Raw genomic sequence first — 14056 nt, 5'->3', positions numbered from 1 at the left:
TTGCCGACAATGGTTCAGCATTCTGGCAACAATCCGAGGTCACGGGGCTTTCAGGCGCTGGACCTGAGGGGTTGGACGGGTCCACAAAAGGACTGTCAAATTCACAGAGCATGTTGAGGCCATGGCTGTCGAAGTCGAACGCAAATTTCTCGTCATCTCGGAAGAATGGCGAATTGGGGCGCGGGCCTGTCATATCCGGCAGGGCTATCTGGCCCGTGAAGCCAGGGCGACGGTGCGTATCCGCGTGGCTGGAGAACGGGCCTTTCTCACCGTGAAAAGCAAGACGGAAGGCATTTCCCGCGCGGAGTTTGAATATCCGATCCCGCTGGATGATGCCCTCGCCATGCTGGACATGTGTGCCAAGCCGCTGATCGAGAAGACACGTTACAGCGTGGATCATGCCGGTAAGCTGTGGACGGTGGATGTGTTTGAAGCCGCCAATACCGGCCTTGTGGTGGCCGAGGTGGAGCTGGTCTCACCCGAAGAAGAGGTGGCTCTTCCGGCATGGGTGGGCAAGGAAGTGACGGATGATCCGCGCTACCGTAATTCCGCGTTGGTGAGTGCGCCTCTGGGGGGCTGATGTGGGCCGCAAGGCCCATTCTCTCCTGCGGTTCCGCGCTTACTCTGCGCCTTGTTTCAGCGCGGCTTCCACGGCCAGCATATCCTGCCATGCCTGACGCTTGCCAATAGGTGCACGCAGCAGATAGGCCGGGTGGAACGTGGCGATGGCGCGAATGGTGCGCGTGCCGGTTTCATAATCCACAAAATGCCCGCGCAGGCGGGAGATGCTCTGGGTGCTGTTCATCAGCGCCTGTGCGGAGGGTTTGCCGAGGCAAACCACGATATCCGGGTTGGCCAGTTCGATCTGCCGGCGAATGAAGGGCAGACAGATGGCGGTTTCCTGCGGGGTTGGGGTTCGGTTGCCCGGCGGACGCCAGGGCACGATATTGGCGATATAGGCGCTGGTGCGGTCAAGCCCGATGGAGGCCAGCATCAGATCCAGCAGGCGGCCGGCGCGCCCGACAAAGGGCAGGCCCTGCTGGTCTTCCTCGCGACCGGGGGCTTCACCCACAAACATCACCCGCGCCTGTGGGTTGCCATCTGCAAACACCAGCCGGCTGGCGGTGCGTTTGAGCGCACAGCCCTCGAACTGTTCCATGATGGCGCGCAGCGCATCAAGATCCATCGCTGCGCCCACGGCTTCACGGGCGGCCAGTGCGGCTTCATCCGGTGCATGTGGCGCGGCGGAATGAGCCGCCGATGCGGGTGCAGGGGCGCCATGAAAAGAAGCGGCTCCGCTTGCCGCTTGCCGGGCGGCTTGTGCTGCCGGGGGCGTGTCCGGGCGCAAGCCAGCCCCTGCGGGCTGCCGGGGTGCACTGGCTTCAGCGGCGCTTTCCGCAAAACGGTCAATGGGCGCATCCGCGAGCGCGACATCCACCCCCGCTTCCGCATGGAAGGCGAGAATGTCGAACCACTCATCGGAGGAAAGCTGCGTCATTGGAACCCGGTTGGAAAATGCTGGCTACCTTCAGCCCGTGCCCCTGCTATGGCATGAACGCGGGCCGGGGTGAAGCCATGGGCGGCGCGCGCCATTTTTTGCGGGCCGGAAGAATTGTAAATGTTTCGCCCATAGGCTCGCGCGCCATATTGCGGACGGAATGGGGCGATAGCGCGGTAAAGCTTGCCGGAAAGCTGCCCTGTCCGCACTTTCCGGCTATGCCTGAAGCCGGGCTTGTGCCATGGCAAAGCCGGTTTCACCCGAAAGGGCGGGCTTGCGCCTGCCTGCCGGATGAAAAAGGCGGAGGGGGACGCGCGGCTTGATGGTTCCCTTGTTCGCGATCCTGCATTAGAACTGCACCGCCTTGGCGGGGATGGAAGCTGGACGGTATGCAATTCATGAAAGAGGCGGAGCACATGCGTGCGATCGGAACAGACGGGGCTTCTGCTGGGCGGAGCGGCAAGGGCCGCAGAACCGGCCTGATGGCGGGGTTGGCCGTGCTGCTGGTTGGCGGCATGATGCTGGGCGGCTGTGCCAGCAACGACAAGGACGACATGGCCATCCCCGATGAGCCGGCCGAGAAGATCTATAATGAGGGCCTGACCCTCCTGAACAAGAATGATCCGCAGGCCGCCGCCAAGCGCTTCGAGGATGTGGACCGTATCCACCCCTATTCGGAATGGGCGCGCAAGGCGCTGCTCATGACCACCTATTCCAATTTCGAGGCGGGCAATTACGACGAGGCCATCACCTCCGGCCGGCGTTATCTCACCATGTATCCCGGCTCGAAAGATGCGGCCTATGCGCAGTATCTCGTCGCGTCCTCCCTTTACGAGAACATTCCCGACATCACCCGCGACCAGCGCAAGACCCAGCAGGCGCTGAACGCCCTGCAAGAAGTGGTGAACCGCTATCCCGATTCGGAATATGCCGCGACCGCGCGCAAGAAGATCGAGGTGGCGCGGGACCAGCTGGCCGGCAAGGAAATGATGATCGGCCGCTATTATCTGAAGCAGCGCAACTATACGGGCGCAATCAATCGCTTCAAGATGGTGGTGACCCGCTACCAGACCACGCGGCAGGTGGAAGAGGCGCTGATGCGCCTGACCGAAGCCTATATGGCGCTGGGTGTGGTGAACGAGGCGCAGACCTCCGCCGCCGTGCTGGGTTACAATTACCCGGACAGCAAGTGGTACAAGGAAGCCCACAAGATTGTTCAGTCCCGCGGGCTGGAGCCGCAGGAGAACAAATCCTCCTGGATCAGCCAGGCTTTCTCCGGGGGCAGGAGCTGAGGCCACATGCTGACCTCGCTCTCGATCCGGGACATCGTCCTTATCGAGAAGCTCGATCTGGCCCTGTCGGATGGTTTGACCGTCCTGACAGGCGAGACGGGCGCGGGTAAGTCCATTCTGCTGGACGCTGTTTCCCTCGCCCTCGGCGGGCGGGGAGATGGCGGGCTGGTGCGCCATGGCGCACCGCGTGGGCAGGTGACACTGAGCTTCGATCTGGCTGCGGACCATCCCGCCCACGCCGCATTGGCCGAAGCAGACCTGCCGGATGAAGGCGAACTCATCCTGCGCCGGGTGCAGATGGCAGATGGCCGCACCCGCGCCAGCATCAATGACCAGCCGGTGAATGTGCAGACGCTGCGCCGCATCAGCGCCAGCCTGATCGAACTTCACGGCCAGCATGCCGACCGGGCGCTGGTAGACCCGGCGACCCATCGCGCCGTGCTGGATGCCTTCGCCGGGCTGAATGCGGATGTGGTTGCGCTCGGAGGGTTGTGGCGGGCCTGGCGCAGCGCGCACAACACCGCCCGCAGTGAGCGGCGACGGCTGGAAGAAGCCGCCCGCGAGGCTGATTTCATCCGCCATGCCGTGGAGGAACTGACCGCTCTTGGCCCGGAGGAGGGTGAGGAGGAAAATCTCGCCATTCGCCGCACCGCCATGATGCATGCGGAAAAAATCGCCGGCGATCTTTCCGAGGCGCTGGATGCGGTGGGGGGCGGGTCTTCGCCCATTCCCAATCTTTCCGCAGCGGTGCGCCGCCTGGAGCGCCGGGCGGGAGATGAGGGGCAGAACCTGATTCGTCCGGCGGTGGAGGCGATAGATCAGGCGCTGGATGCGCTGGAAAGCGCGCGCGCCCATCTGGAAGCTGCGCTGGATGAGGCCGCCTTCGAGCCCGCAGAGCTGGAGCGTATCGAAGAGCGCCTGTTCGCCCTGCGCGCGGCTGGTCGCAAATATGCCGTGCCGGTGGATGATCTGCCGAAGGTGACGGCCCGCTTCTGTGAGCAACTGGAGCAGCTGGACCAGAGCGAGAGCCTGCTGGCGAAGCTGGACAAGGCGGCTGCGGATGCCGAAGCTGCTTATCACGCTGCCGCCGCCCATCTTTCCCAGGCTCGCCGCAGTGCGGCTGCCGCGCTGGACAAGGCCGTGGCGCTGGAACTGGGCCCGCTGAAGCTGGGCAATGCCACCTTCATCACCCAGGTGACGACCGATCCGCAAACGGCCGGTGCCGAGGGGTGCGATATGGTGGAGTTCTGGGTGCAGACCAATCCCGGCAGCCGTCCCGGCCCGATGATGAAAGTGGCATCGGGCGGTGAGCTGTCCCGCTTCCTGCTGGCGCTGAAGGTGGTGCTGGCGGACAAGGGTTCTGCACCCACGCTGATTTTTGATGAAATTGATACGGGCGTGGGTGGTGCAGTGGCCGACGCCATTGGCCAGCGTCTCGCGCGCCTGTCACACACCGTACAGGTGCTGTGCGTGACCCATGCGCCGCAAGTGGCGGCCCGTGCGCGTCACCATCTGCTGATCGCCAAGGAGAGCTCGGGAACGCAAAGCACAGGCGCGGCGGAAAACGTGACAGTGGACGATCCAGGCGCCCCGCGTACTGTCACCCGCGTGGCCCCGCTTTCACCGGAGCACCGCCGGGAGGAGATTGCCCGCATGCTGGCCGGCGCAACGGTGACTGATGAAGCCCGCGCCGCCGCCGAGCGGCTTTTGAATGCGGAACATTGAGGCACGACGCGGCTGCGGCTTTCCACCTAATCCAGTGAAGGCTTGTTCTGGCGCAGATTCTTGATCTGCCCGCGCCGGCTCTTGGCGGCCAGCCGTCGTTCCTTCGAGCCGCGTGTGGGCCGTGTGGGGCGGCGGGGCGGGTCCACCACGGTGGCGGCGCGGATCAGCTCCACAAGCCGCTCAATGGCGTCCTGCCGGTTGCGCTCCTGGCTGCGGAAGCGCTGGGCCTGAATCACGATCACCCCGTCACGCGTCAACCGCTGGCCGGCGAGGCGGGCCAGGCGCATCTTCACGCCTTCGGGCAAATGGGGTGATGCCGCCATGTTGAAGCGCATCTGCACGGCGCTGGAAACCTTGTTGACATTCTGCCCGCCCGGCCCGGCTGCGCGGATGAAGCTGAACTCAAGTTCCTGCTCGGTGATGGCGATGCGGCTGGTGATTTCGATCATGGCGCGGAAAACATAAGCGCCGCGCGCGCATCCGCCAATGCGCCATGGCACGGAAGATGAAAAACATCTCTTTTCAGGTGGTGGCGCTGGCCACCGGCGTGCTGGTGTGCCACCACCTTCCGTAAAGAGAGGGAAGGTGTGAAAGATGAAAACCGGGCATGTGTTCACCCGTTCCGGGCGCAGATGGCTCATGGCCATGGCATTGATCGGTGCATTTGGCGTGTCTTCTTTGGGGGCTGCCTCCTTCGGTATGGCTGTTCCGGCCTTTGCGCAATCCGGGGCGGATGCGTCCGCCATGAAGGGGCTGCCGGTTGAAATTTCCGGCCCCGCCGGGCCGCTGGGGGGCGAAGCGCTGACTGTGCCGGGGGCAGAGCATGTGGTTGTCATCATCCCCGGTTCCGGCCCGACAGACCGCAATGGCAACAGCCCCGCCATGGGCATGGCTTCCAACACCTATCTTTTGCTGGCGGAAGGGCTGGCGCAGCAGGGCATTGCATCCTTGCGCACCGACAAGCGTGGTTTCTTCCGCAGCGAGAAGGCTATTGCCGACCCCAATCAGGTGACAATCGCCAATTATGCGGATGATGTGCGCGGCTGGGCGAGGAAGGCGAAGGAACTGGCCCCGTGCGTGTGGCTGGCGGGCCATTCGGAAGGGGCGCTGGTGGCGCTGGAGGCGGCCACGGGTGCGCCGGGTGAGGTGTGCGGCCTCATCCTCATGGCGGCGCCCGGCCGGCCCATTGGCCAGTTGATGGTGGAGCAGATGCAGGCCAACCCGGCCATGACGCAACTGATGCCGGTGCTGCGCAGCATTGTGGCCGATCTGGAGGCTGGCCGAACCCGCGCGCCGGATACCATTCCCGCGCCCTTGCAGGGCCTCTTCTCACCCGGCCTGCAACGTTACATGATCGACCTGTTCAGCCGTGATCCGGCAAGGGTTGCGCAGGGCTGGAAAGGGCCGGTGCTGATCCTTCAGGGCACGCATGATATTCAGGTGCGCACGGAAGATGCCGAAATGCTGGGCGCAGCCATGCCGCAGGCCGAAACCCGCCTTCTGCCCGGTGCAACCCATATGCTGAAACCGGATCAGCCCGGTGCACCCTATGCCACCTATACTGACCCGAAGCTGCCGCTTGATCCAAGGCTGGTGCCGGCCATAACCACATATGTGAAGGACCATGCGCCCGGCGCTTCGATCTCAGGCTCGACGCGGTGACGCTTCAGGTTGCGCAGCGGCCCTTCATCCGCCCGTACCGGCCGGAGGATCAGCCGCGGTTGCTGGAGATCTGGCATGCGGCCTCTGCGCTGGGGCACCCTTTTCTTGGAGCAGAGCGGCTTGAGGCGCAGAAGAGGCTGGTAGGCGAGGTCTATTTGCCGCAGGCCGAAACCTTTGTGGCCGCGCGGGGCGCAGTCTTGCTGGGCTTTGTTGGTCTGCTGGATGCCTTCATCGGAGGGCTGTTTGTTGATCCCTCCTGCTATGGGCAGGGAATTGGCGCGGCTCTGGTGCGCCATGCGCAGGCGCTGAAGGGAGGGCTGAGCCTGAATGTGTATGAGGCCAATGCCGGCGCGCGGGCCTTTTATGCGCGGCTCGGCTTTGTGGAAACAGGGCGGCAGGACAAGGATGATGAGGGGCTGCCCTTTCCCGTCATCCGCATGACAAGCGCGCGGCAATAGGTGGTGGTTACGGCCGGTGACCATGTGGCATATGGGTCTTTCATTTTCCGGTGAAGGACAGGGGCTGGAGAGAATGATGCAGGACAAGACACGAGCCGGGGAGAAACCGGGCGGCATGAAAGGCGTCCTTCTGAAGCGCACGAGCGTTGTGGGGGCGCTGGCGACGCTGTTTTTTGTCGCTCCGGCGCTTCAGGCCTGGGCCATGCCTGCGCGCATCATTCTTCTGCGCCATGGAGAAAAAGCGAGCGCCTACAGACTGTGCGAAACAGGTGAGCGGCGCTCGGATGCGCTGGCGCAGCAATATCTGGGCAAGGGGGCCTCGCAATCCCTGTTCAAGCCGGGAGAGCAGCCGGCGGCTATTCTGGCCATTACCCCGCATACGCTGGAAACCAGCTCGCCCACAGCACTTTCATGGCCCATGCCGGTCATCAATTACAGCGTGGTGCGGGGCGTCTCCCCGCGAGACTGGTATGGCGCTTTTGGTCCGCGCACCACACAGGCCGTGGAGGATATGACCCATTCCGCCGCGTGGAAGGGCAAGACCGTGATTGTGGTGTGGGACAATACCCGCATCATTCAGGAGAAGCATCCGCATTATAAAAGCGCGGATATGTCTGTCACTCTCTACAATCTTCTCGGACTTCATGCGCTTGAGGGCGTGCCGGAGACATGGTCTGACAGCAATTACAATTATTTCTGGATCATAGACCTGGACCCGGAGACGGGAAAGCCGCTGAAATTCGAGATGAAGAAGCAGGTTTTCACCGGCGCATATGCGGATCTGCCGCAAAATGAATGGGGCACCCCCAATGGCCTCACGGCAACTTCCGGCTGTGCGCTGGGGCGGGGCAGCCTGCCGCTTTCAGAGACGGACGATGAGGACCGGAAAAAGCACCGCTAGGTTCTCGGCCGGTGATGGCCACAAGGCGGATGTGGGCGCCCCCAATGGCGCGCCCACATCCGTTCAGTTCTCCCGGCCGGGATTATAGCCCAGCAGGCGCAGGGCATTCAGCGTTACCAGAACGGTTGCGCCGGTATCAGCCAGAATGGCGATCCACAGCCCGGTGATGCCGAGAATGGACGTGACCAGAAAGACCCCCTTCAAGCCCAGCGCCAGCGCCACATTCTGGTGAATATTGCGCATGGCCTTGCGGGCCAGCCGGATCTTGGCCGGCACATCCAGCACGCGGTTGCGCAGAATGGCGGCATCCGCGGTTTCCAGCGCTACATCGGTGCCGGAGCCCATGGCCACACCCACAGTGGCCTGCCGCAGGGCCGGGGCATCATTAATGCCATCCCCCACCATCATCACGCCGGCTTTTCCTGAAGGGCTGCCCAGTTCGCGAATGGCGACGAGCTTGTCCTCCGGCATCATGCCGGCGCGATAATCCATGCCGAGCGTGCCGGCGATGGCCGCCGCCGTGCGTGGATTATCGCCGGTGAGCATGGTGGCGCTCACGCCCATTTTGCTGAGCTGGCGCACTGCTTCGGCGGAATCATCGCGGGGTTCATCACGCAGCGCCAGAAGGCCGAGAGCGCGGCCGGGGCGAAACACCACGACCGTGGTTTTGCCTTGTCCTTCCAGTGCTTCGGCGCAGGCCAGGGCCTCCTTGTCCAGCACGCCGCTTTCCTCCGCAAAAGCGGGGCTGGCCACCCAGTGGGGCACATCATCCAGCAGGGCTTCGGCCCCTTGTCCGGGCAGGGCGCGCGCGCCGTGCATGGGGGTGGGGGTGATATTGTCCATCTGCGCCCGCCGCAAAATGGCCTCTGCCAACGGGTGCCGCGAGCCATCCTCGATACCGGCGGCGATGGCCAGAAGTTCGGCTTCGTTTGCCTCAAGGGGCACCACATCAGTCACATCCGGGCGACCGCGCGTGAGGGTGCCAGTCTTGTCGAAGGCGACATGACGCACATGGGCGGCGGCTTCCACCACAGCGCCACCCTTCAGCAGCAGGCCATGGCGCGCGCCGGTGGAAAGAGCCGAGGCGATGGAGGCGGGAACCGAGATCACCAGCGCGCAGGGGCAACCGATGAGCAGCAGAGCGAGGCCGCGATAGATCCAGACATCCCACGCCTGCCCGAACAGCAGCGGGGGAATGAGCACGGTGAGCAGGGCAATGCCTACCACGGCGGGCATGTACCAGCGGCTGAAGCGATCAATGAAACGCTCGGTCGGGGCGCGGGCGCTCTCGGCCTCCTCCACCAGCCGGATGATGCGGGCGATGGTGTTGTCAGCGGCGGCTTTCGTCACCCGCACACGCAACTGGGCCTCGCTGTTGATGGAGCCGGCAAAGACGGTGTCGCCCGCCTGCTTCAGCGCCGGCACGCTCTCCCCCGTGACAGGGCTTTCATCAACGCCGGAAATGCCATCCAGCACCACCCCATCGGCCGGGATGCGATCACCGGGTGCAATACGCACCACCTGATTGATGGCCAGTGTTTCGGCCGGCACCTCCTCGACGCCTTGCGCGGTTTCCAGCCGGGCCGTCTTGGGTACCAGCCGGGAGAGGGCGCGAATGCCATCGCGCGCCTTGTTGGCGGCAACCCCTTCCAGCACCTCGCCGACGGCGAACAGAAACACCACCAGCGCTGCCTCTTCCGCCGCCCCGATGAAGAGTGCGCCGATGGCGGCAATGGTCATCAGGCTTTCGATGGAGAAGGGTTGCCCGGTGCGCAGCAGGGCCAGGGCGTTGCGCGCCACAGGGTAAAGGCCGATGAGGCAGGCGGCGACAAACGGCCACAGGCCGAAACCGGGCAGAATGGCTTCCACCGCCCACGCCGCCACCAGCAGCGTGCCTGTCAGCAGAACCAGCGTGCCCTTGCGGGTGCGATACCAGTTCTGGCCGCGCTCGGCCGGGTCATCATGGCTGTGCGCGTGGGTGTGCGCATGCGCATGATCGGGATGGTCGTGATCTGAATGGTTATGGGCGGGTGCGCTTCCGGCGCAAGCTCCGCCACAGCAGGAGGTGCTGCTGGAGGAGCTGGAAGCGGGGGCGGGTACAGATGCAGCCTTGCGCGGCACAATATCGTAACCCAGCTTGCGCACGGCCTTTTCAATGGTGTCGGGGCTGGCGGCATCGCTGGCCAGAGTGGCGCGCAGGCGCTCGCTCATCATCGCGACCTCCACATCACTCACCCCCGGCAGGCGTTCCACCGCAGTGCGGATTTTTTCCGCGCAGGACCCGCAATCCATGCCTGTCACAGTCCACTCTCGGGTTTCGACCGGCCTGTTCATCTCACCACTCCCACCGCCCGCAGGGCCTTGCCTGCGATGACCGGGAGCATATCTAATGTCTCTAGCGACTATAGGTTCAAGGGGTGTTTCAGTGTGGACGATCGGGAAGCTTTCTCGGGCCACCGGGGTGAAGGTGCCCACCATTCGCTATTATGAGCAGATCGGCCTTTTGGCGACGCCAGAGCGTAGCGAGGGCAACCAGCGTCTGTATGATGCCAGGGCCCGCGAGAGGTTGAGCTTCATACGCCATGCACGGGAGCTGGGCTTTCCGCTGGAGGCGATCCGCGATTTGCTCAGCCTCTCGGATGATCCGTCTCGCTCCTGTGCAGATGCGGATGCGTTGGCTCAGCGCCAGCTGGTTGAGGTGGAGGCGCGCATTGCCCGTCTCACGGCGCTGCGCGATGAGTTGGCCCGCATGGTGCAGCATTGCGCCCATGGTACCATCGCCGAATGCCGGGTGATCGAGGTTCTGGGCAACCACGCCTTGTGTACGCATGAGCATGCCGCCCCCGCCACCTTGCCGGCAGAAGGGTGAGCCAGCAAAGGGGGAGCAGGCGGTGTTTATGCGCTGCCTGAGCCAAATATCGCTTTATTCGACGAAAAGAGAAGGCTGTTCCCCTTTTCGCCAATTTCTCCTGTTCTTCCAGAACAAGTGATTCTCCCGGAAGTCTTATCCGCGTATGACCGCTTTCAAGCCCTTTACATCAGCCTCATCCGCACCGCGCCGCCGGCGTGGCGTGCGCCCTCTGGCGGATTTTGTTACGCCGGGTATTGCTGCTGTGTGTGGCAAGGCCGGTTTTTCCGTCGTGGAAGTGGTGACCCACTGGGATGAGATTGTGGGGCCGGACCTCGCACCCCATTCCATGCCGCTGAAGCTGCAATGGCCGCGCCATGAGGGCAGTGACGCCGCCACCCTTCTGGTACGGGTGACAGGGGCCTATGCCATTGAAATGCAATATGCCATTCCAGTGGTTCTGGAGCGGATCAATACCTATTTCGGCTGGCGTTGCGTGGGGCGCATTCTGCTGCGTCAGGGGCCGGTTCCACCCCGCCACACGCGCCCCCGCCTGCCGCCCCCGCCGGAGCCGGCCATGGTGCAGGAAGTGCGCCAGGAGATTGGCCGCTTTGAGGATGAGGAACTGGCGGCTTCGCTTGCGCGGCTTGGGGCTCTGGTGCGGCGGGAACGGCGTGGCGGGAGCAACTGAGCTGGACTGCCGGAGAGTGTCGCGCGCGGGGGCCTGCTCTGAAATCACAGCAACAGGTTCTCGGGCTGCATCATCCACAGGGCGGTGATTTCCAGTTCGCTGAATCGCCACAATGCTCTAGCCTTCTGGTTCCAACGCTTTGCACTCAGGCGAACCGGGCTGGCGCGTTTGAAACGGCCATGGGCTCATCGCCCGGTCTTTCTGCATCCGTCTTCATGTGTCGGGATCATTCGGAGAAACGCATGTCCATCATCCGTCGCCGTGTTCGCACCGGCACTCGCCTGTTCGCCTTTTTTGCCCTTGCTGCGGCAGCTCTTGCGCTGCCGGCCACGCCGCTTCTGGCGGCCCCGGCCGAAACCGTCTCTCAGGAGAAGCTGATGGCCCCTGCGGCCACGCCCCTGAGCATGCACGCGCTGGGCAACCCGGAGGCGCCGGTGACGGTGGTGGAATATGCCTCGCTCACCTGTAGCCATTGTGCGGATTTTCACAATGAGGTGCTTCCCAAGCTGAAGGCGAAATATATCGACACCGGAAAGGTGTATTTCATCTTCCGTGAAATGCCGTTTGATCCGGTTGCCACAGCGGGCTTCATGCTGGCGCGCTGCATGCCGGAGGACAAATATCTTCCTACCGTCAGCGCCCTGTTTGAAACCCAGCGCAGCTGGGCGTTCAGCAATGATCCGGCTGCGGGTCTGCGTGCCGTGGCCAAGCAGGCCGGCATGAATGACGCCGCCTTTGAAAAATGCCTGACGGATAATGAACTGGCCGCCAAGGTGCAGGCAGGTTCCGCCTATGCCAGCAAGGAGTTGGAAGTGCGCGGCACGCCCACCTTCTTTGTCAATGGCAAGCGCGTGAATGGCGCCATTGGCATGGAGGCATGGGACAAGGAACTGGAGCCGCTTCTGGCCGCTTCCGGCACGGCGGACAAGCCTGCTGAAGCGCCGAAGGCGGAATGAGCCCTGCCGTTGGCCAACATTTTGTTGGCCGCGTGGTACCGGGCCGGTTCGCGCATATTGAAAAGGGCCGGTCCATATGGACCGGCCCTTTTCGTTTTCAATGGTTCGCATCACCGGCAGCCCGCTCGAATGGGGGCCGTACGTGCATCAGTGCCGGGAATGCTTGTGGCCCGCCGCAATGCTGCGCACCTGATAGGTCACATCCAGCTTGCCTGCGGTCTTGAAATCCAGCGTGCCGGCCACATTCTCACCTTCCTTCAGCGGGTTTTGCAGCCCCATAAACATGATGTGATAGCCGCCGGGGGCGAGGGTGACGGTTTTGCCCGGAGGAATTTCCAGCCCGTCTTTCAGGGGGCGCATGGTCATGATGCCGTCCTTCATCGCCATTTCATGAATTTCAACCCGCGCCGAACGGGAGAAAGTGCCGCCGGTGAGCCAGTCCGCAGTCTTGCCGTGATTGGTGATCTGCATGTAGCCGGCAGCCACCTTGGCCCCGCCCGGCGTGGCGCGGCTCCAGGGCGCGGTGAGGGTGAGATCGCCGATCTTCAGTTCCGCAGGCTGCATGCTGCCGGAGTGGCCATGGGCCTCGTGCTCGGACGCCATGGCGGGTGCAAGAATGTCGGGTGCAAGAATGGCGGGCGTGAGGATGAGGGCGGCGGAAAGGGCGACGGCCTTGACCGTGCCGGAAACAGAAAACTGAAACATGAGAACGCTCCTGAATGGAAAGAATGAATGCCGGTTCAGGACGCGGAAGGAGGTGCTCTGGGGTGAAAGGCGGCTGCGGGCGGGCGCGGATGGGCCTGTGTTTCTGCCGCAGGGCGGGTGTGTCGGGTGAGGCTGGCTTCCGGCAGGGGCAGGGGGGCGGCCCCTCTTTGCGCCAGAGCGGGGGCGTGCCCGTTTATACAGCCGGCCAGACAACAGCGATTGTCGTGGGGTGGCAGGGGCTTGCCATCCGGGTCAGCCGGTGGGCCCTGCGTTGCGCCAAGGCACAGGGCCGGGGGCCAGCCAGCCTCTCCCATGAGGGGGGCTGCGGCCGCGCCGGAGGCGAAGCCGCCCAAAAGCCCCTGTGCCACCAGCATGTAAGCCAGCGCAAGGCGCAGGGCCAGCGCGCGAAACACCGAGGCCTGATGGCCCGGCGTTCTCCCGGCTGAAACAGATATGCGGCGCGCAACCATAATGTTGCGCTTAATGGCAGATGCGGCTGGCAGCAAGAGGGCTGCGGCTCTGTGCCTCTGCTGCCCCCCGCCTTTCTCACATGAGATAGATGGCCGCAAGGAAGCCCAGCACCACCACGCCCAGCAGGCCGAAGGTCATCAGCCCCAGCCGCCGCTCGATGAAATCGCGCGCCATGGGGCCGAAATAGTGCAGCATGCCGGCCAGCAGGAAGAAGCGCGCCCCGCGCGTGATGAGCGACAGGCCGAGGAACCACCAGATATTGTAATGGGCGAAGCCGGAGGTGATCGTCACCAGCTTGTAGGGGATGGGGGTGATGCCCTTCAGCAGAATGACCCAGTGTCCATAATGGTCATATGCGGTCTGAAAGGCTCCAACCTTCTGGCCGTAGCCATACAGATCAATCAGGAATTTGCCCACACTGTCATACAGCAGCGCGCCGATGGCATAGCCCACCACCCCGCCAAGAACAGAGGCGATGGTGGCGATGAGCGCATAACGCCAAGCCTTTTGCGGCTGCGCCAGGGTCATCGGCACCTGTAGCACATCCGGCGGAATGGGAAAGACGGAGCTTTCTGCAAACGAGACGAGGGCCAGCGCCCAAGGGGCAGAGGGTTTCGCGGAATAGGCGATGACCCGGTCATAAAGTTTGCGGAGCATTGTGAGTTTCTTGTCTGGAGGCAATGGCTTCGGATTAAGCTGCGTGTGTGCGGGAGTCAAAGCGGGTTTGTGCCCCTCCTGCGTCATTGTGAGGGGCTGGCGGGATATTCCCAAATTTCATATGTATTTATATGAAATTTTATGACGCTGAATGTCCTTTGTAAGCTCTTCTGCTGTTGCGGCTGCACAATG

General features: G+C 63.3%; 15 protein-coding genes. 9 read left to right on the top strand and 6 right to left on the bottom strand.

From position 1 onward, the window contains the following. Window positions 1-121: 121 nt before the first annotated feature. Window positions 122-580 carry a CYTH domain-containing protein gene (locus tag ACT6QH_RS10435; RefSeq protein ID WP_444974766.1) on the top strand — a complete coding sequence of 153 codons (459 nt, stop codon included), beginning with the start codon at window positions 122-124 and terminating at the stop codon, window positions 578-580. Window positions 581-619: 39 nt separating this feature from the next. Here ACT6QH_RS10435 and ACT6QH_RS10430 read toward each other — a convergent pair whose 3' ends face one another. After that, complete coding sequence (locus tag ACT6QH_RS10430) at window positions 620-1498, bottom strand: uracil-DNA glycosylase (RefSeq protein ID WP_444974765.1); 879 nt, start codon at window positions 1496-1498, stop codon at window positions 620-622. A 416-nt stretch (window positions 1499-1914) separates the two neighbouring features. Between ACT6QH_RS10430 and ACT6QH_RS10425 the strand changes: the two genes are divergently transcribed. Together ACT6QH_RS10425 and recN are read left to right on the top strand one after the other, a co-directional pair. Further along, window positions 1915-2790: an outer membrane protein assembly factor BamD gene (locus ACT6QH_RS10425; protein ID WP_444974764.1), complete on the top strand. Its 876-nt coding sequence runs from the start codon at window positions 1915-1917 to the stop codon at window positions 2788-2790. 6 nt (window positions 2791-2796) lie between these two features. Further along, the gene (recN, locus tag ACT6QH_RS10420) at window positions 2797-4515 is read left to right on the top strand and encodes a DNA repair protein RecN (protein WP_444974763.1); all 1719 of its coding nucleotides are present in this window, start codon (window positions 2797-2799) and stop codon (window positions 4513-4515) included. Between the two features lie 26 nt (window positions 4516-4541). Here recN and arfB read toward each other — a convergent pair whose 3' ends face one another. Next, entirely contained in the window at window positions 4542-4964 is a 423-nt protein-coding gene (arfB, locus tag ACT6QH_RS10415; RefSeq protein WP_444974762.1) for an alternative ribosome rescue aminoacyl-tRNA hydrolase ArfB, read from the bottom strand. Between the two features lie 145 nt (window positions 4965-5109). On the opposite strand from arfB, the gene ACT6QH_RS10410 reads away from it, so the two are divergent. The 3 genes from ACT6QH_RS10410 (at window position 5110) to ACT6QH_RS10400 (ending at window position 7536) form a co-directional block, all read left to right on the top strand. Continuing rightward, entirely contained in the window at window positions 5110-6177 is a 1068-nt protein-coding gene (locus ACT6QH_RS10410; RefSeq protein ID WP_444974761.1) for an alpha/beta hydrolase, read from the top strand. Further along, on the top strand, window positions 6174-6635 hold the full coding sequence (locus tag ACT6QH_RS10405) for a GNAT family N-acetyltransferase (protein ID WP_444974760.1): 462 nt from the start codon (window positions 6174-6176) through the stop codon (window positions 6633-6635). Before ACT6QH_RS10410 ends, ACT6QH_RS10405 begins: the two co-directional genes overlap by 4 nt. Before the next feature lie 115 nt (window positions 6636-6750). Continuing rightward, a complete protein-coding gene (locus ACT6QH_RS10400) occupies window positions 6751-7536 on the top strand; it encodes a hypothetical protein (RefSeq protein WP_444974759.1) in 786 nt (261 codons plus the stop codon). A 63-nt stretch (window positions 7537-7599) separates the two neighbouring features. On the opposite strand, the gene ACT6QH_RS10395 is transcribed toward ACT6QH_RS10400, so the two are convergent. Further along, window positions 7600-9870: a heavy metal translocating P-type ATPase gene (locus ACT6QH_RS10395; RefSeq protein WP_444974758.1), complete on the bottom strand. Its 2271-nt coding sequence runs from the start codon at window positions 9868-9870 to the stop codon at window positions 7600-7602. A 91-nt stretch (window positions 9871-9961) separates the two neighbouring features. Between ACT6QH_RS10395 and ACT6QH_RS10390 the strand changes: the two genes are divergently transcribed. From ACT6QH_RS10390 to ACT6QH_RS10380, 3 genes are all read left to right on the top strand, one after another. Beyond that, complete coding sequence (locus ACT6QH_RS10390) at window positions 9962-10405, top strand: MerR family transcriptional regulator (protein ID WP_444974757.1); 444 nt, start codon at window positions 9962-9964, stop codon at window positions 10403-10405. 145 nt (window positions 10406-10550) lie between these two features. Beyond that, the gene (locus tag ACT6QH_RS10385) at window positions 10551-11075 is read left to right on the top strand and encodes a DUF721 domain-containing protein (RefSeq protein WP_444974756.1); all 525 of its coding nucleotides are present in this window, start codon (window positions 10551-10553) and stop codon (window positions 11073-11075) included. Window positions 11076-11317: 242 nt separating this feature from the next. After that, window positions 11318-12031, top strand: a complete 714-nt coding sequence (locus ACT6QH_RS10380) for a DsbA family protein (protein WP_444974755.1) — start codon at window positions 11318-11320, stop codon at window positions 12029-12031. 147 nt (window positions 12032-12178) lie between these two features. Here the strand turns inward: ACT6QH_RS10380 and ACT6QH_RS10375 are convergent, their stop codons facing one another. From ACT6QH_RS10375 to ACT6QH_RS10365, 3 genes are all read right to left on the bottom strand, one after another. Then, window positions 12179-12736: a copper chaperone PCu(A)C gene (locus ACT6QH_RS10375; RefSeq protein WP_444974754.1), complete on the bottom strand. Its 558-nt coding sequence runs from the start codon at window positions 12734-12736 to the stop codon at window positions 12179-12181. A gap of 35 nt (window positions 12737-12771) precedes the next feature. Continuing rightward, entirely contained in the window at window positions 12772-13149 is a 378-nt protein-coding gene (locus ACT6QH_RS10370; RefSeq protein WP_444974753.1) for a hypothetical protein, read from the bottom strand. A gap of 133 nt (window positions 13150-13282) precedes the next feature. Further along, window positions 13283-13864: a YqaA family protein gene (locus ACT6QH_RS10365; RefSeq protein ID WP_444974752.1), complete on the bottom strand. Its 582-nt coding sequence runs from the start codon at window positions 13862-13864 to the stop codon at window positions 13283-13285. Window positions 13865-14056 lie beyond the last annotated feature (192 nt).

It is taken from the genome of Haloleucobacter albus (assembly GCF_052492075.1).
Note: the sequence above shows the minus strand (reverse complement) of the source record. Positions and strands in the feature narration are given on the sequence as shown.